Origin of the sequence: Lacrimispora indolis DSM 755 (assembly GCF_000526995.1) — a bacterium.
Lineage (GTDB): Bacteria > Bacillota > Clostridia > Lachnospirales > Lachnospiraceae > Lacrimispora > Lacrimispora indolis.
On sequence record NZ_AZUI01000001.1, the window covers coordinates 2,071,388 to 2,088,484 of the forward strand.

The following is a 17,097-nucleotide window of genomic DNA, read 5'->3' on the forward strand; positions in this document are numbered from 1 at the left end:
CAAGACTACCGGCTTTTATTAGCAACAGATAAATTTAAAACGTATGGTAAAGCGCCTGGGATGACAACATATCACATGAGAGTGAAATATCCTGATTTGCAAACCTAAAAAAAGAATAAGAATCATGTAAATCGTTTATTCCATTCATTTGGTTTTTCCTTTATAATAGAAGTAAACAAAATAATTTATCATGGAAGAGGGGGAATGAGATGTCAAAGGCACAATATTTTGAAAACCGGAACAATTATATCACTCAGGAGGATAAGGCCTGGGTCACAGAGTATTGTCAAAAGAACTGGCCGGAGGAAGTGGGCCATATCCTGAGGATTGCAGATGATGCTGCGAAGCACACGTTTTTGTTCGATCTGAGGTGGGATATGGAACGAACCTATGAGCCGGTCCATTTTGATGGGGAAGTGGTATGGGACTATATGCCGGGTGATGATCCGGAATTTATCTTCCAGTTTAACCGCCACCAGTTTTTTATATGCCTGGGACAGGCATACGCCATAACAGGCGATGAGAAATATGCAAAGACTTTTGCAGAGCTGCTGGATTCCTGGATAAAAAATAACCCTCTGACAGAAGAAACTAAGAATACCACATGGAGGAGTATTGAAGCAGGGATCCGGGCCGAAACCTGGGTAAAGGCCATGGGCTATTTTAAAGACAGTCCCTCTGTGAATGACGGACTTTTGAAGGCTTATATGGATTGCCTGACAGTTCATGGGGAGTACCTTATGACAACCTATAAGCATTTCCAGATCAAGAGCAACTGGGGAGTGATTGAGAACAGGGGACTGATGGAGATCGCCCTGGCCCTTCCTATCTGCGACAGGACAAGGGAGTATCTGGATTCCGCCCTAATGCGCCTTAGCGAAGAGATTGGGGTGCAGGTCGCTGATGACGGAGTGCACTGGGAACAGTCTCCCATGTATCATAATGAAGTGTTCCACTGTTATCTGGAAGTGATGCGGTTAGCCAGACGGTACAGCATTAAGCTTCCCAAGAAAATGAAGGAAAAGATCCGGCAGATGGCCTATGCAAACATTGCATGGAAAAAGCCAAACCACTGCCAGCCCATGCAGGGGGACAGCGATGAAACCGATCTCAGGGACTTACTGGCACAAAGCGCCTGGCTTTTTTCAGACCCGGTGTTAAAATTCAGTGCCTATGACAAGATGGATTATGACGGAGCCTGGGATTTCTTAAAAGAAGGGATCGAAGGCTACGGGAAATTGGATTCACAGGAACCGGATTTTTTAGACAGGGTCATGGAAAGCACCGGAAATCTTTTTATCCGGTCCGGTTGGGATGAAAACGCGGATTATTTTCATTTCCGCTGCGGATTCCTGGGAGGAGGCCATGGCCATTCCGACAAGCTGCATGTGGATCTTGTGATCAACGGAGAGGACATGCTTATGGATACAGGGCGCTATCATTATGTGCCCGGTGAAGCAAGAACCTGGTTTAAAAGCGCTCTGGGCCACAATGTTCCCCTGGTGGATGGCCGTGATTATTTAACATGCCGGGATGCCTGGGCAGTAGATAACATGTCTGCAGCGTATTTTGGCGGCTATAAGACAAAGGACGGGTACCGTTATGTCCAGGGAAGTCACGGCGGATATTTAAACGGAGACGGGGGAAATGTGTGGATCACCAGAAAAGTGCTGGCAATTGATACGGATCTTTATCTGATTGCTGATGAGTTCTTTTCCAGAGAAACCCATACCTATCAGCAGCTTTTCCATTTTAATAATCATGGAAAGATCTCCCGTTCCGGGCGTACTGTGCGCTACTCCGGCATTCAGGCGGACGGGGAACTGACTGTTCTCACGGACGGGTGCGAGATGAAACTGTCGGAAGGATGGATTTCCAGAAATTATAACCAGATGGAGACGGGAAAACAGCTTTTGGCCGGCAAAGAAACAGAAGGCTTTTCTTCCATCATAACCGTTGTTTCAGGGGGGGAAAAGAAGAAATACAAGGCGCCGGAACTTTCCATGCTCCCCGTATTCGGGGCTGATCCCACCGTTCCCTTAAGCCCGTCTGATGCGGAAGCAATATCCATTGGCTGGAAGGGAAAGAAATATGTTGTCATTTTAGCCCACAGAGATATTGGGGGTTCCTGTGACTTACTGACGGCAGGAGGCGTGAAGGGGCTTGGAACAGTCATCGTGTTTGATACGGAGAAACAGAAGGTAGGAGGCACGGTCCTTCACTGGTAGAGAGCCTGAAGATAAAATAAAAAAGAGAAAGCAGCGTTTTCCTTTATGGATAAACGCTGCTTTTGCTATGGCCTGAAACTGAATGCGATAATATTCGTTCTCCTAACTGGAAATCCGCTCCTGGATCCAGTGAAGGACATCATTGATAACCTCATCCCTGCAGTATTCATTAAAAATCTCATGGAACAAGCCGCCGTAAATTTTCATCTGCTTATCCTTTGAAGGAGCAGCTGCAAAAAACTCATAAGTATCCTGAACGCTTACCAGGCCATCCTTTTCTCCGTGGAGCATGAGAATGGGGTACTGAAACCTTGTGACGGCCTCCTCAAACCAGGTGATTCCCTGGCAGAGAGCGTAGCATAAGCCGGTGGTAAAGGTTTTGGTGTTATGGGGATCCTTGCCGTACCAGTCCACAACTTCGGCTACAGAGCACACGCCTGCTCCCAGCTCATTGGGAAGCATGGTGTGGGGATCCAGGCCTTTGGGAACACTGCTTATAAGCCCGGCGATATCCTTTGTCAATGCTCCGCTGGTGATGATGCCCCGAAGCTTCTTGTCCGTATATTTTGCGCCGTATAAGGAAACGGTGAAACCTCCCATGCTGTGGCCGATTAAGAATACGGGAATATCCGGATTTTCCCGTATAGCCATGTCAACCACCACATTGGTGTCATCAAGCAGCTGGTTAAAATCTTCATAGTGGGTCCGTTCCCCTTGGGAGCGCCCGTGGCCTCTGTGATCAAAGCGGTAGGTTGCGATCCCGGCCTTGTGAAACTGCTCTGCAACGTAATCGTACCTTCCCTGATGCTCACATAGTCCATGAACGATGACGGCCGTCCCCCTGGCAGCCTCTGGAGCCTCCCTGTTTAAAAACAGCATGGTTCCGTCAAATGAAGAAATCATTTCTCCCATAGTAATACCTCCTTTGATGCATTTTAATTTATATTTACCTTATTATACCAGATTCATGTCCATTTTAATAGGAAGAAAGACATGAAAGGAAGGAAAATAAGTTTACAAGGTATTTGTGGGATTTGATAGCTCTATGGGTTTTGATAGTTGAGTGAATATCTCTTTTCCCTATCTATTCTTATCTAATTATAATTGTGTTAGGCACTAATGACGGTGAAATAAAAAATCAAAAAAAAAACGCCGTCAAAATTCACAAATTATTAGAAAAAAATTCTACATAAAACCCAGAAAATTGGCTGAAAAGAAAACACTTTATGATTTGCTTATATTTTGAATTAAAAAATTAATAAAAATTTTAGATTCTCATAGGATAAAATTGTTTTAATTGTTCAAACAAGTAGTGGCATTAACAGGATGTTACGAATTCTGCAAAAAGTTGACAATTCCTGAAGATGAAAGTATGATACACGGTATACCTCCTGTAACATTGTATATTTAGGAGTACAATTTACAAAATTGGTAATATTTAAGAGGAGGACGGTTAAGAAAGGAAGTGAGCATTACGGAGGATTTGGCAGAGAAGTTATTAGAGGAACTGAACTGCGAAACGGTTTTTACCATTCCCATATTCGGTGGGATCCCCATTGCTGAATCAGTAGTGGTATCATGGATTATCATGGCAGCTCTGACGCTCCTTTCCATCATTCTGGTGAGAAATCTTAAGGTTGAGAATCCTGGGAAGAAGCAGTTGGCGCTTGAAATGGCAATCGGCGGAATTTACAATTTTTTTGAAGACCTGGTGGGAGAAGAGGGAAAACGATATATCCCGTATCTCATATCCGTGGCCATTTATATCGGAGTAGCCAATTTAATTGGCATGGTGGGATTCAAGCCGCCTACCAAGGATTTAAATGCCACCGCAGCGCTTGCTGTTATGAGCATTCTGCTGATAGAATATTCGGGCTTTCACAAAAAAGGGGTAAAGGGTTTTTTTAAGAGCTTCGGGGAGCCGTTGCCTCTTCTTGCCCCCATGAACGTTCTGGAAATATTAATCAGGCCGCTTTCCCTGTGCATGCGGTTGTTTGGTAATGTTTTGGGATCATTCGTAGTTATGGAGCTGATTAAGCAGCTTGTCGGGCCAATCGTACCAATTCCGTTCACCTGTTATTTTGATATCTTTGACGGATTGATACAGGCTTATGTATTTGTATTTTTAACTGCACTTTTTATCAGGGAAGCAGTGGAGTAAGTCATTAAAAACTAAAAGGAGAGAATTATTATGTTAGTAGCAATTGGAGCAGGAATCGCAGTTCTTACAGGTATTGGAGCAGGAGTCGGAATCGGATTGGCAACTTCCAAGGCAGTGGATGCCATCGCGAGACAGCCAGAGGCAGAAGGCAAGATCAGCAAGGCCCTTCTGTTAGGATGTGCACTTGCAGAAGCAACTGCCATCTATGGTTTCGTTATAGCCCTTCTCATCATTTTATTCCTCAAATAATTCGCAAGGTCGGAATGAAAGCGGAAAAAATAAAAAGAAAGGCAGGCGGTACAGATGCTTAGACTGGATATGAACTTTGTGTGGAATATCGTAAACCTCATCGTCCTGTATCTTCTGCTTAAGCATTTCCTCATAGGGCCGGTTATGGATGTGATGAATAAGCGGCGGGGTATGATTGAGCAGAGCATTTCGGATGCCAGGAATAAGGAAGGTCAGGCAGCGGAGCTTAGAAAGCAGTATGAAGAAAAGCTGGCTGCCTCCTCTGAAGAAGGATCAAGGCTTATTGAAGAGGCGAGAACCCAGGCAAAGGCCCAGTATGACCGGATCTTAAAGGATGCGGGGGAGGATGCAGGCCGTCTGATGGCCGAAGCCAGGAAACAAGCGGAGGCTGATCAGGAAAAGGCCATGCGTGAGGCCAAGGCACAGATCGCGGGCTTGGTTATCGCAGCTGCAGCCAAGGTGGTTAATCAGGAGGTGAGCGCCAGGGCGAATCAGGCGCTTTACGATTCATTTATAGCAGAAGCAGGTGATTTCCATGATGCAGGCAGCAATTAATTACGGGCAGGTGCTCTTTGAGCTTTCTGTTCCTGAAACAGCCATTGAGGAAACAGCTCTGGCACTAAGGACTGTGCCGGAGCTTAAGCGCGCCCTTAACAGTCCTGTGGTGGCAAGGAGCAGCAAACACCGTGTCATTGACCGTGTATTTCCTGTTGAGATCAGGACCTTTTTAAAGGTTCTGGTGGATCGCCGGGATATGGATCTTGCAGATGACATTTTTAAGGCATGGCGTGCCTGTGTTTGCAGACAGGAAGGGATTCTGGAGGCTTCTCTTTACTATGTGACAGAACCGGAAGAAGAACAGCTTCAGGAAATCAAGGGAATGCTGCGTAAAAAATATGATAAAAAAGATGTAAGGCTTCGTCTGATCCTTGATCAAGGTTTGATCGGCGGATTCATCATCCGCGTAGGAGATGTGGAGACTGACTGGAGTTTAAAGGGACGTCTTAAAGAATTGGAACAAAAAATAATGCGGAGGTGAAAAACGTGGCTTCCATCAATTCAGATGAAATTATTTCTATATTGAGAAGTGAGATTGAAGATTATGACGCTCATGCCAGGGACCAGGAAGTGGGAACGGTTATAAGCGTTGGCGATGGCATTGCGACGGTTTATGGAATTGACCGTGCAATGTACGGAGAAATTGTTATTTTTGATAACGGAATCAAGGGCATGGTACAGGATATCAGAAGAGAAGATATCGGCTGCATCCTGTTTGGTTCCGACCGGGACGTCCGGGAAGGCTGTAAGGTAACAAGAACAAAGAAGCGCGCAGGAATCCCCGTGGGCGAAGGATTTGTTGGAAGAGTGGTCAATGCTCTTGGTGCACCCATTGACGGAAAGGGAGAGATCATCTCTGACGATTACCGCCCCATTGAACATGAAGCGCCTGGCATTATTGAACGTAAGAGCGTATCCGTTCCCATGGAAACAGGAATTCTTGCCATTGACTCCATGTTCCCCATCGGACGGGGGCAGAGAGAGCTGATCATCGGCGACCGTCAGACCGGTAAGACTTCCATTGCCATTGATGCCATTTTAAACCAGAAGGGTAAGGGTGTGATCTGCGTTTATGTTGCCATTGGCCAGAAGGCTTCCACCGTTGCAAAGCTGGTGAATACCCTTACTCATTACGGCGCGATGGATTATACTATTGTGGTGTCATCCACGGCCAGTGAACCGGCTCCCTTACAGTATATTGCTCCTTATGCAGGGACGGCTTTGGCGGAGTATTTTATGTACCAGGGAAAAGATGTGCTGATCGTTTATGATGATTTGTCAAAGCATGCAGTGGCTTACCGTTCCCTGTCTCTGCTTTTGGAGCGGTCTCCGGGACGTGAGGCTTATCCTGGCGATGTATTTTATCTTCATTCCAGACTTCTGGAGCGTTCCAGCCGGTTGAACGAGGAAGCAGGAGGCGGTTCCATTACCGCTCTGCCCATTATTGAGACCCAGGCCGGTGATGTATCCGCTTATATTCCCACCAATGTTATTTCCATTACTGACGGACAGATATTCTTAGAAAGCGATCTGTTTTTCGCCGGCATGAGACCGGCGGTCAATGTTGGTCTTTCCGTATCACGTGTAGGCGGCGCGGCACAGACCAAGGCCATGAAAAAGGCTGCTGGAAGCATTCGTATCGACCTGGCCCAGTGCCGGGAGATGGAGGTGTTTACCCAGTTCAGCTCGGATTTAGATCCGGCTACCAAGGAGCAGATTCAATATGGAAAGGGGCTTACAGAGCTGTTAAAGCAGCCCTTAGGCCATCCTTTAAGCCTTCATGCCCAGGTGATCAGTCTGGTTGTGGCCAATAACCGGCTGCTTTTGGATGTGGAAGCTTCTAAGATCAAAGAATTTCAGAGAGAATTGCTGGCCTTCTTTGATGAGTCTCATCCGGAAATCGGAAAGGAAATCGAAGAAAGCAAGGCGTTGTCCGACGAGCTGAAGCAGAAAATTCTTGATGCAACAGCCGAATTTAAACAGAAACGGGTGTAGGATATGGCAAATGCGAGAGAGATACAAAGCAGGATGAACAGCATTAAAAGCACTATGAAGATAACCAATGCGATGTATACCATTTCCTCGTCAAAGCTGAAAAGGGCAAGGAAAGCCCTGACTGATACGGAGCCTTATTTCTATGCGCTGCAAAGGACCATTAGCAGGATCATAAGGCATACGCCCGACATTGACGACCCCTATCTGGATACCAGGCCGCATATTAAAAAAGAAGAACGAAAGATCGGATACATCGTGGTAACGGCTGACAAAGGGCTTGCTGGTTCTTATAATCATAATATTTTTAAACTGGCTCAGGAGCAGATTGACAAGGGCGGAAATCCCATGCTGTTTGTTGTGGGCGATTTGGGACAGCAGTATTTTTTGAAAAAAGGCATACCCGTAGAACAGGATTTCCGGTATACCGTACAGAAGCCCAATATGAGCCGGGCCAGGATCATTGAAGAAAAAATCGTGGATTACTTCCTGTCCGGAAAGCTGGATGAGGTGTATATGATCTACACCAGAATGGTGAATGCCATGAAAATGGAAGCTGAGATCGAGCAGCTTCTTCCTCTTCCCAAGCACCGGTTAAGCCAGAGCGTTCCCATTAACGTGCATCTGGAGGAGATCACCATGAAGCCGTCTCCGCAGGCAGTGATCGATGCCATTGTGCCCAATTACATCGCAGGCTTTATCTATGGAGGTCTGGTGGAATCTTATTCCAGTGAACAGAATTCCAGAATGATGGCAATGCAGGCGGCAACAAAAAGCGCCCAGGAAATGCTTGACGAGCTGGCAATCACCTACAACAGGGTCCGCCAGGCAGCCATTACCCAGGAGATCACCGAGGTAATCAGCGGTGCAAAGGCTCAGAAAAAGAAAAGGAAGAAAGCGTAATTTGAATGCAGCCTGCGAATGTCCGTTTCACCGGATGTTCCGGTTGACTTTAGAGAGGAGGAGTCCTCACGACTGTGAGTAACAGAATATGAATAAAGGAAAGATCGTTCAGGTCCTTGGACCTGTAGTAGACGTAGAATTTTTTGAGGGCAGCGACCTTCCCCGCATTAAGGACGCCATTGAGGTGGATAATGAAGGGAGACGCTGCGTCATGGAAGTTGCACAGCATATGGGCAACAGCACAGTCCGCTGCATTATGCTGGCTTCCAGTGAAGGGCTGTATAAAGGCCTGGAGGTAACCGCAACAGGGGAAGGAATCAAGGTCCCTGTGGGCGAGCAGACTCTGGGACGCCTTTTTAACGTTCTCGGAGAGACCATTGACAACGGGGGAGCCTTAGAGGGCGGTCCGGAGTGGGTCATTCACAGAGATCCTCCAGCCTTTGAGGAGCAAAGTCCTGTGGCAGAGATCCTGGAAACAGGGATCAAGGTTATTGACCTTCTGGCTCCTTATGCAAAAGGCGGAAAGATTGGTTTGTTCGGCGGCGCAGGTGTTGGAAAAACGGTTCTGATCCAGGAGCTGATCCACAACATTGCCACAGAGCATGGAGGATATTCTATTTTTACCGGTGTGGGAGAGCGTTCCCGTGAGGGAAATGACCTTTGGACCGAAATGGGAGAATCCGGCGTTATTTCTAAGACTGCCCTGGTGTTCGGACAGATGAATGAGCCGCCGGGTGCACGTATGCGTGTGGCTGAGACAGGACTTACCATGGCGGAATATTTCCGCGATGAAGAGCATAAAAATGTGCTTTTATTTATTGACAATATTTTCCGGTTCACTCAGGCAGGCTCTGAGGTTTCCGCTCTTTTAGGACGTATGCCGTCAGCGGTTGGATACCAGCCTACCCTGGCTACGGAAATGGGCGAGCTTCAGGAGAGGATCACTTCCACAAAAAATGGTTCCGTTACCTCTGTTCAGGCCGTTTATGTGCCTGCCGATGACTTAACGGATCCAGCCCCGGCAACGACCTTTGCCCATTTGGATGCCACCACCGTTTTATCCAGAAAAATCGTGGAACAGGGTATTTATCCGGCAGTTGACCCTCTTGCGTCAAACTCACGTATCCTGGAACCGGATGTGGTGGGAGAAGAGCATTATGAAGTGGCCCGTAAGGTTCAGGAGATTCTTCAGAAATACAGAGAGCTTCAGGATATCATCGCGATCCTGGGCATGGAAGAACTGGGAGATGAGGATAAGACCACGGTTTACCGGGCAAGAAAGATCCAGAAGTTCTTATCCCAGCCCTTCTCTGTAGCAGAGAATTTTACCGGAGTTGCAGGCAAATACGTTCCCCTTAAGGAAACGGTCCGCGGCTTTAAGGCAATCGTAGACGGAAGTTTGGACCGGTATCCGGAAGCAGCGTTCTTTAACGTGGGAACCGTTGATGAGGTGATTGAAAAGGCCGGAACATTAGAGGCTTAGCTTGGAGGTGCTGCCTGTGAGTACAAAAACATTTTTCCTTCAGGTTCTTGCCAGTGATAAGATATTTTATAAAGGCCAGTGCCAAAAGCTTATCATACCTCTTGCGGATGGTGAGAAGGCGGTTCTTCCCCATCATGAGGATATGGTTATTGCAGTATCCATAGGGGAGATGCGTCTGATGGATGAAAGCGGCCAGTGGATTCATGCCGTTGTAGGCAATGGCTTCATCCAGATCATCAATAACCGGGTGACGCTTCTTGTTGATACTGCAGAGCACCCGGAGGACATTGATGAACGCCGGGCTGAGGAAGCCAGAGAAAGGGCGGCCGAGCAGCTAAGGCAGGGTAAAAGCATTCAGGAGCATTCTCATTTTGAGGCTTCTTTAGCCAGATCCTTAGCCAGACTGCGCACAAAGCATAAATATAACCTTTGACAGGAAAACATATGTAAAATAAAAAAGGATATCCGGGAGGAACAAGTCTGTCTCCCGGATATCCTTTTTTATTACCCTAAAGCTACATCTAAAATCATCATGATTAAAAATCCAACCATAACACCAAGGGTTCCTGCATTGGAATGTTCTCCCAGGTGGGCCTCAGGTATCAGCTCTTCCACCACCACGTACATCATGGCGCCTGCGGCAAAGGACAGAAGCCAGGGCATGAGCGGCTGGATACTGCCTGCAACGATTACGGTAAGGATTCCGAATACAGGCTCTACAATGCCGGACATGCTGCCCCGGAAAAATGCCTTTCCCGTAGAAAGACCTTCCTGTCTGAGGGGCAGTGAAATGGCGGCGCCTTCCGGAAAGTTCTGAATACCGATTCCAATGGCAAGGGCCATGGCAGCAGTGTAAAGGGCCGGATCACTTCCGTGCTGGGCTGCCAGGGCAAAAGCAAGCCCAACGGCCATGCCCTCCGGAATGTTATGTAGTGTCACGGCCATGACCAGCAGGGTGGTCCGCTTCCAGGTAGAAGAAATTCCTTCTGCTTCATTGTTTCCATGAGCGTTCATATCAGGATGCAGGTGAGGAAGGAGGGTATCCAACACGATGAGAAAAACGACTCCTAAAATAAATCCTCCGGCAGCAGGCATCCAGCCTGGAATCCCCTTTGCTTCGGCTTCTTCAATGGCCGGAATAAGCAGCGACCAGACAGAGGCCGCGATCATGACACCGGCGGCAAAACCTAAGAAGATCCTTTGGACAGACTGGTTTACCTCTTTTCGAAAGAAGAATACAACGGAAGCTCCCAAAGTGGTCATGAGGAATGTAAAGCCGGTACCGCCGGCAGCCCACAAGATCGGTGACATAAAAATCCCTCCTTTTCTGTTTAAAGTCAGCGGTTCTGACTGTATTTTCACTGCTTTAACTATATCATAACCTCTGTTTGGGCGCAATGAGATAAATTCCCTTTCCCTTTCCGACAAATTTATGTTAAAATAGACCTGGTTTTACATAAAAAGCACCCTTCGGGTATCCCTTTATGCTCAAAGGACATGGGCAATAATTAGGAAGCACCCTTCGGGTATCCCTTTATGCCCAAAAAGCGTGGGCAATAATTAGGAAAGGAATTTGGTTTATGAACATAAAAATAAGATGGAAGAGGCGTTCGGCCTATTCTGTGTTTCTGGCAGCGGCAGCAGCGTCCCTGCTGGCAGGCTGCGGTGAAAAGTCAGCGGTCACGGAACTTAGAAAAGATGCTACGCCCTCCATTGCTATAGTAACGGAACAAAAAAAGGAGATCCAGCCCATTGAGATACTCACGCCCGGCGGGGATTTAATGCCAAGGCTGCTTATGGTGCCGGAACAAAAGGAAAACCCCATTCCCGAGTATTTGCGCAATGGAGTGGAGCATCCGGTGGTGGCCAGCCTTCAGGAGCGATTGATGAATTTAGGCTTTATGGATAACGATGAACCTACCCATTATTTTGGAAATGTGACGGAGGCAGCTGTTAAAACCTATCAGCGCCAGAACGGTCTGACCCAGGACGGAATCGTAGGGCCTGAGACCTTAAATTCCATTATGTCCCCATCCGCCAAATATTACGCCGTGTCAAAGGGGGTGGAAGGGGAGGACATATCACGGATCCAGAACCGCCTTTATGAATTAGGGTATCTGGCAAGCGCAGGCCAGGTATCCAGCTGCTTTGGGGATGAAACGGAGGCTGCGGTCAAGAAGCTTCAGGAAGTCAACGGCTTAAACATAGACGGAAAAGTGGGACGTCAGACCATAAACCTTCTTTACAGCGAAGAGATCAAGCCCAACTTTCTGGCTTATGGGGAAAAAAGTGATGTGGTTTTATCCAGCCAGCAGCGCCTTAAAGACCTTGGGTATTTAACCACCACTCCGGACGGGGCTTACGGAGCTGATACAGTGACAGCGGTGAAGCAGTTCCAGTCCAGGAATGACCTGGTTGTGGATGGATATTTAGGGCCTTCCACCAGGATCACCTTAATGAGCGCAGAAGCGCAGCCAAACGGCTTTACCCTTGGTGAACAGGGAGAATCGGTTACCAGGATCCAGCAGCTGTTAAATAAATACGGGTACTTAGCTTCCGCCAATGTGACAGGATATTACGGTGAGGTGACAGAGAAGGCGGTTAAGGCCTTTCAGAGCAACAATGGTCTGACAGCGGATGGTTCCGTGGGACAGCTTACCATGAGCAAGCTTACGGGAAGCAGCATAAAATCTGCAGGCTCTTCCGGTTCCTCAGGCGGTTCAACCAAGGGAGGCACCGTTAAGGGAGGCTCCGGCGTAAGCGGTCTGCTTTCCATTGCCAGATCCAAGCTGGGACGCCCTTATGTATGGGGAGCCAAAGGATCGGAGTCCTTTGACTGTTCGGGATTTGTCTACTGGTCACTCAACCAGGCAGGAGTGAGGCAGAGCTACTTAACTTCTTCCGGCTGGAGAAATGTTGGGAAATATACGAAAATCACCAGCTTTGGAAGTTTGAAGGCAGGGGATATCATTGTGGTGAGCGGCCATGTGGGAATCGTGGCCGGAGGCGGAAGTGTCATCGATGCTTCCTCCAGTAACGGACGGGTAGTGGAACGTACTTTAAGCTCCTGGTGGAAGAACAACTTTATTTGCGGCTGGCGAATATTTGGATAGGAATGGTTCAGAATAATGAGTATGAAAACACAGAGAAAAGCAATTGATATGATAACAGATTCACCGGGAAGGGCACTTTTGCTCTTTGCCCTTCCCATGATTCTTGGAAATTTATTTCAGCAGTTTTATAATATCATAGACTCCGTGGTGGTAGGGCGGTTTGTAGGGGAGGAAGCGTTGGCTTCGGTAGGGGCTTCCTATTCCATTACAAACGTGTTTATTGCCATTGCGGTAGGTGGCGGAATCGGAAGCTCGGTGGTTGTGTCCCAGTTTTTAGGGGCAAAACAGACAGGAAACATGAAAACCGCCATATCTACCACCCTTATAAATTTTCTTTTGATCGGTGTGATATTAGGCGGTCTGGGGCTTCTTTTCAATCACCGGATTTTAAGCTTCATGAATACCCCTGAGAATGTATTTGATGATGCTGCGGTGTATCTGGGCATTTATTTTATGGGGCTGCCTTTTTTATTCATGTATAATGTGCAGGCCTCGGTTTTTCAGGCCCTGGGAGATTCAAAGACTCCTCTGTACTTACTGGTCTTTTCTTCTCTCTTAAATGTTGGATTGGACCTGCTGTTTGTGGTCCAGTTTTTCATGGGAGTAGCCGGTGTAGCAATCGCCACGCTGATCGCCCAGGGGCTTTCCGCAGTCCTGTCATTTTTCATTCTGATGAGAAGGTTAAAGAAGTATGAAACAACGGAACAGTTCCGGCTCTATGACTGGAATATGATGCTTCATATGATGCGGGTAGCAATTCCCTCCACCCTTCAGCAGTCCATAGTTCATATCGGAATGCTTCTCGTACAATCCGTTGTCAATGTATTCGGTTCTGCGGTCATGGCGGGCTTTGCGGCAGGGACCAGGATCGAATCCATCTGCATTGTTCCCATGCTGGCTCTGGGAAATGCAATGTCCACCTATACTGCCCAGAATATAGGTGCAGGAAGGACAGACCGGGTGAAAAAGGGCTACCGTTACTGTTATTTCATGGTGGGTGTTTTTGCTGTGATCATCTGTATCATCATGGAAACGTGGGGAGATTGGTTCATAAGAAGCTTTTTAAATGAAGGAAGTGCGGAAACGGCATTTAAGACGGGAATGGATTATGTCCGGTTCATCTCATTCTTTTACGTGTGCATTGGTCTTAAAGCGACCACAGACGGGCTTTTAAGGGGGGCAGGAGATGTGGTGGTGTTTACTGCAGCCAATCTGGTAAACCTTGCGATCCGGGTGTCAGTGGCTGCTTTGCTGGCCCCCGTTATTGGCGTCCAGGCCGTTTGGTTTGCGGTTCCAATGGGCTGGACGGCCAATTATATCATATCTTTTTTCCGCTACCTGACGGGAAAGTGGGAGAGGATAAGGCTTATTTCTTAATGGGGAAGGCAACGCCTGCCTTAAATAAATCTCCGTCAATGTAAAGCCTTAAATCTCCGCCCTGGAGCTCGGCCAGGCTTTTGGCGATGGAGATCCCAAGGCCGCTTCCTTCCGTTGTCCGGGCAACATCGCCGCGGACAAAGCGTTCGGTCAGTTCATCAGCCCGGATGTTTAAGGGGTTTTGGGAAATGTTTTTCATGGTAAAGACTGCCATATTCCCTTCCACGGTAATGTCCACGTATACCCGGCTGTGTTCCATGGCATACTTAAACGCATTATTATAAAGGTTTTCAAGCACCCTCCACAGATACCGGCCGTCCGCCTCAATCAGGATGGATTCGGCCGGTAAGCTGGAGACCAGTTCTAAGTGGCGGAGGGCAAACTTTTCTTCAAATTCTCCATTAGTTTGATGGATGAGTTCTACAAAATCAATGCTGGTGATCTCCAGCTTTAAATTCCCTGAACTTGCCTTTGAGGCTTCTACCAGGTCTTCTGTCAAAGTCTTTAGCCTCTGGGACTTTTGTTCCAGAACTTCCAAATATCCCTGAATCTTTGGATCCTGTATCTGCTCCCTTTTTATAAGGTCCACATAGTTTATGATGGATGTAAGGGGAGTCTTGATATCATGGGACACATTGGTGATCAAGTCTGCTTTTAAGCGCTCGCTACGCACCTTTTCCTGGAGGGCTGTCTCAAGTCCTGTGCTGATGTGATTGATATGCTCAGCCAGCTCCCGTTCTTTCCCGTTAAATGCCATGGTTTCGATCTTATAGGTGGTATCTCCATTAGAAATGTTTAAAAGAGCTTCGTTGATCTGGTCGGTTTCCCATGCATTCTTGTACATCTGATGAAATACGAGAAAATCCAGGCAGAAAAACAATACGGCAACTGCACCCATAAGGATCCTGGATTCCAGGCTGCTATAGGTAAACAGAAGAAAAGCAAAAGCCATTGTCATTCCAATGTTAAAAACCAGGAACAGGATATAGAAAAGCATGATCCGGGTGGTGAAGCGGTGGTTCTTTACATACAGGGACAGGTTTCGAAATCCCCGGTACGTTAGGCTTCCGGTCCAGAGATTACCTTCCTTATACCGCTTTAAAAGGCTTAAGGCAGCTGACAGTCCGGCTGCGTAATAAATAAGAATACGCAGTGCCAATTCTCCGTAATCCCATAGTTCATCAGAAAGGAAAAGATGAATGATCTTATATGCCACCTGGTTTGCAAGAAACAGGGTCAGAATGGCAGCGCCGGCAAACAGAAGCATGCAGCTTTCTGCCGGGAGCCGGTGGATCCGCTCCATAGGACCAGAGCCATGTTCCTTATCCGGATGCCCGATGTGGTTTACGAGGGCGTAAAGGGTTGCTGCACAGCCTAAAATCCCCAGGCACAGGCTTATCATTCCAATGATGAACAGCAGGCGCATCCGGTCATAGGAGGCGGAAGCCTGGGCGTAAGCGTCATCAAAGGGATAGGAAGTGTCCACGGCTATGGTCATATGGTAATTGCCGTTGTTATAGGGATTCATCTTTTCAAGCTGGGAAGAAACATTTTTCGGAACATTACTTAAATTGGAATCCACGTAAAGGGCTTCTCCGGTTACGTAAAGATATTTTCCCATGGCCTTAAAGTCATTTACTGTTTTTCCGGAAACATTGCTGTAAAGCTTATAATCTTCCTCCGTGTTATGATAGAGAATTTCGAACTTCAGATTACTGGGATTCTGGATAAAGCGGTAATAAAAAGAATAGTAATTGCCCAGGTGGGTCAGCACCTCATAGGCCAGCTGGTCCATGGTGAGAAATGCTTCCCCAGGCTCCGTGATCTTAAAATCCGGTTCATATGCCCGGTAATCCACCCGTACATAGGAATCTCCGTCATTGGAGGCCGGCTGTCCTCCGCTCACTTTAAACTGTTCATTCAGATAAAAGCCCAGGGACTTGGCCCTGCGTATCATCTCATCTACCGTATATTCCGTTGTGGTCCCAGGACCTTCCATAACCCTGGCAATGGGCTTGGAATAATCAAGCTTTCCGTTGGTTTCAAATACTTCCTTATATTTTACATAGTTAAAAATATCATCAATATCGGATTTGAGCTGGCGGGTGAAGTCAGGCGTGTCCTCATAGGTTTCATGGGTGATCCAGCGGATGCCCTCTCCGTAGTGGGAATTGCTGTACATGATGGAGACGCCGATGACAACAAGAAGGGAGAAGAGCATGTGCAGGAAGACTGCAAAATCTGTTCTTTTTTTCATAAATACACCTATTGTTTTTCAATCTTATAGCCAACACCCCATACCACTTTTAAATAACGGGGTTCTCTTGGATTGATTTCGATTTTTTCCCGGATGTGCCGGATGTGCACGGCAACGGTATTATCGGCGCCGATGGCTTCTTCATTCCATATCTGTTCATAGATCTCGTCAATGGAAAATACTTTACCGGCGTTCTTTACCAGGAGCAGCAGGATGTTGTACTCAATGGGAGTCAGCTTGATCAGCTCGCCTTCCACGGCAACTTCCTTGTTGTCGTCATTGATGGCCAGGCCTCCGCATTTATACACTTGTCCTGCCGGCTGCTGGTTCATATTACCAAGCTGGGTATAGCGGCGCAGCTGGGATTTTACCCTGGCTACCAGTTCCAGCGGGTTAAATGGCTTGGTAATATAATCATCAGCCCCGATGTTTAATCCCAGGATCTTATCCGTGTCCTCGGATTTGGCGGAGAGGATGATGATGGGAATACTGCTTGTCTCACGGACTTTTAAGGTGGTCCTGATCCCGTCAAGCCCCGGCATCATCACATCCAGGATCATTAAATCCACCTCGTGATCCTCCAGAAGCTTCAGGGCGTCATAACCGTCATAGGCTTTGATCACATGAAATTCTTCTCCTGTTAAATATATATCAATGGCTTCCACGATTTGTTTGTCATCATCACATACTAAAATATTCTGCATACGAAAACCTCCTTTTTCAATATTATACAACGAAGGCCGTAAAAAAGCACATTACATTTTTATGATTTTTCT

The 17,097-nt window shown here is 47.2% G+C and carries 15 protein-coding genes; 11 read left to right on the forward strand and 4 right to left on the reverse strand.

Annotation, left to right across the window (positions count from 1 at the left end; translation table 11 throughout):
• Positions 1 to 209: 209 nt before the first annotated feature.
• Positions 210 to 2,228: an alginate lyase family protein gene (locus K401_RS0109845; protein WP_024292795.1), complete on the forward strand. Its 2,019-nt coding sequence runs from the start codon at positions 210 to 212 to the stop codon at positions 2,226 to 2,228.
• Positions 2,229 to 2,330: 102 nt separating this feature from the next.
• On the opposite strand, the gene K401_RS0109850 is transcribed toward K401_RS0109845, so the two are convergent.
• Positions 2,331 to 3,140 (reverse strand): alpha/beta hydrolase, encoded by an 810-nt coding sequence (locus tag K401_RS0109850; protein WP_024292796.1) that lies wholly within the window; start codon positions 3,138 to 3,140, stop codon positions 2,331 to 2,333.
• Positions 3,141 to 3,693: 553 nt separating this feature from the next.
• Between K401_RS0109850 and K401_RS0109855 the strand changes: the two genes are divergently transcribed.
• The 8 genes from K401_RS0109855 to atpC all read left to right on the forward strand — a co-directional run bounded on the left by K401_RS0109855 (position 3,694) and on the right by atpC (position 10,007).
• The gene (locus tag K401_RS0109855) at positions 3,694 to 4,389 is read left to right on the forward strand and encodes a F0F1 ATP synthase subunit A (RefSeq protein ID WP_024292797.1); all 696 of its coding nucleotides are present in this window, start codon (positions 3,694 to 3,696) and stop codon (positions 4,387 to 4,389) included.
• Between the two features lie 30 nt (positions 4,390 to 4,419).
• Entirely contained in the window at positions 4,420 to 4,638 is a 219-nt protein-coding gene (atpE, locus tag K401_RS0109860; protein ID WP_024292798.1) for an ATP synthase F0 subunit C, read from the forward strand.
• A 54-nt stretch (positions 4,639 to 4,692) separates the two neighbouring features.
• On the forward strand, positions 4,693 to 5,193 hold the full coding sequence (gene atpF, locus K401_RS0109865) for a F0F1 ATP synthase subunit B (RefSeq protein ID WP_024292799.1): 501 nt from the start codon (positions 4,693 to 4,695) through the stop codon (positions 5,191 to 5,193).
• Entirely contained in the window at positions 5,174 to 5,677 is a 504-nt protein-coding gene (gene atpH, locus K401_RS0109870) for an ATP synthase F1 subunit delta (RefSeq protein WP_024292800.1), read from the forward strand. The genes atpF and atpH overlap by 20 nt, the downstream gene beginning before the upstream one ends.
• A 5-nt stretch (positions 5,678 to 5,682) precedes the next feature.
• The gene (gene atpA, locus K401_RS0109875) at positions 5,683 to 7,191 is read left to right on the forward strand and encodes a F0F1 ATP synthase subunit alpha (RefSeq protein ID WP_024292801.1); all 1,509 of its coding nucleotides are present in this window, start codon (positions 5,683 to 5,685) and stop codon (positions 7,189 to 7,191) included.
• Between the two features lie 3 nt (positions 7,192 to 7,194).
• Complete coding sequence (gene atpG / locus K401_RS0109880) at positions 7,195 to 8,091, forward strand: ATP synthase F1 subunit gamma (protein ID WP_024292802.1); 897 nt, start codon at positions 7,195 to 7,197, stop codon at positions 8,089 to 8,091.
• Positions 8,092 to 8,179: 88 nt separating this feature from the next.
• Positions 8,180 to 9,574 (forward strand): F0F1 ATP synthase subunit beta, encoded by a 1,395-nt coding sequence (atpD, locus tag K401_RS0109885; protein ID WP_024292803.1) that lies wholly within the window; start codon positions 8,180 to 8,182, stop codon positions 9,572 to 9,574.
• Positions 9,575 to 9,590: 16 nt separating this feature from the next.
• Positions 9,591 to 10,007, forward strand: coding sequence for an ATP synthase F1 subunit epsilon (atpC, locus tag K401_RS0109890; protein WP_024292804.1), 417 nt, complete (start codon positions 9,591 to 9,593; stop codon positions 10,005 to 10,007).
• Between the two features lie 71 nt (positions 10,008 to 10,078).
• Here atpC and K401_RS0109895 read toward each other — a convergent pair whose 3' ends face one another.
• A complete protein-coding gene (locus K401_RS0109895; protein ID WP_024292805.1) occupies positions 10,079 to 10,885 on the reverse strand; it encodes a ZIP family metal transporter in 807 nt (268 codons plus the stop codon).
• A gap of 269 nt (positions 10,886 to 11,154) precedes the next feature.
• Here K401_RS0109895 and K401_RS0109900 point away from each other — a divergent pair, with 269 nt between their 5' ends.
• Both K401_RS0109900 and K401_RS0109905 read left to right on the forward strand, forming a co-directional pair.
• On the forward strand, positions 11,155 to 12,687 hold the full coding sequence (locus tag K401_RS0109900) for a C40 family peptidase (RefSeq protein WP_024292806.1): 1,533 nt from the start codon (positions 11,155 to 11,157) through the stop codon (positions 12,685 to 12,687).
• A gap of 15 nt (positions 12,688 to 12,702) precedes the next feature.
• On the forward strand, positions 12,703 to 14,064 hold the full coding sequence (locus tag K401_RS0109905; RefSeq protein WP_024292807.1) for an MATE family efflux transporter: 1,362 nt from the start codon (positions 12,703 to 12,705) through the stop codon (positions 14,062 to 14,064).
• Here K401_RS0109905 and K401_RS0109910 read toward each other — a convergent pair.
• Entirely contained in the window at positions 14,054 to 16,321 is a 2,268-nt protein-coding gene (locus K401_RS0109910) for a sensor histidine kinase (protein ID WP_024292808.1), read from the reverse strand. The genes K401_RS0109905 and K401_RS0109910 overlap by 11 nt on opposite strands.
• Before the next feature lie 8 nt (positions 16,322 to 16,329).
• Positions 16,330 to 17,025: a response regulator transcription factor gene (locus K401_RS0109915; protein WP_024292809.1), complete on the reverse strand. Its 696-nt coding sequence runs from the start codon at positions 17,023 to 17,025 to the stop codon at positions 16,330 to 16,332.
• Positions 17,026 to 17,097: the final 72 nt, after the last annotated feature.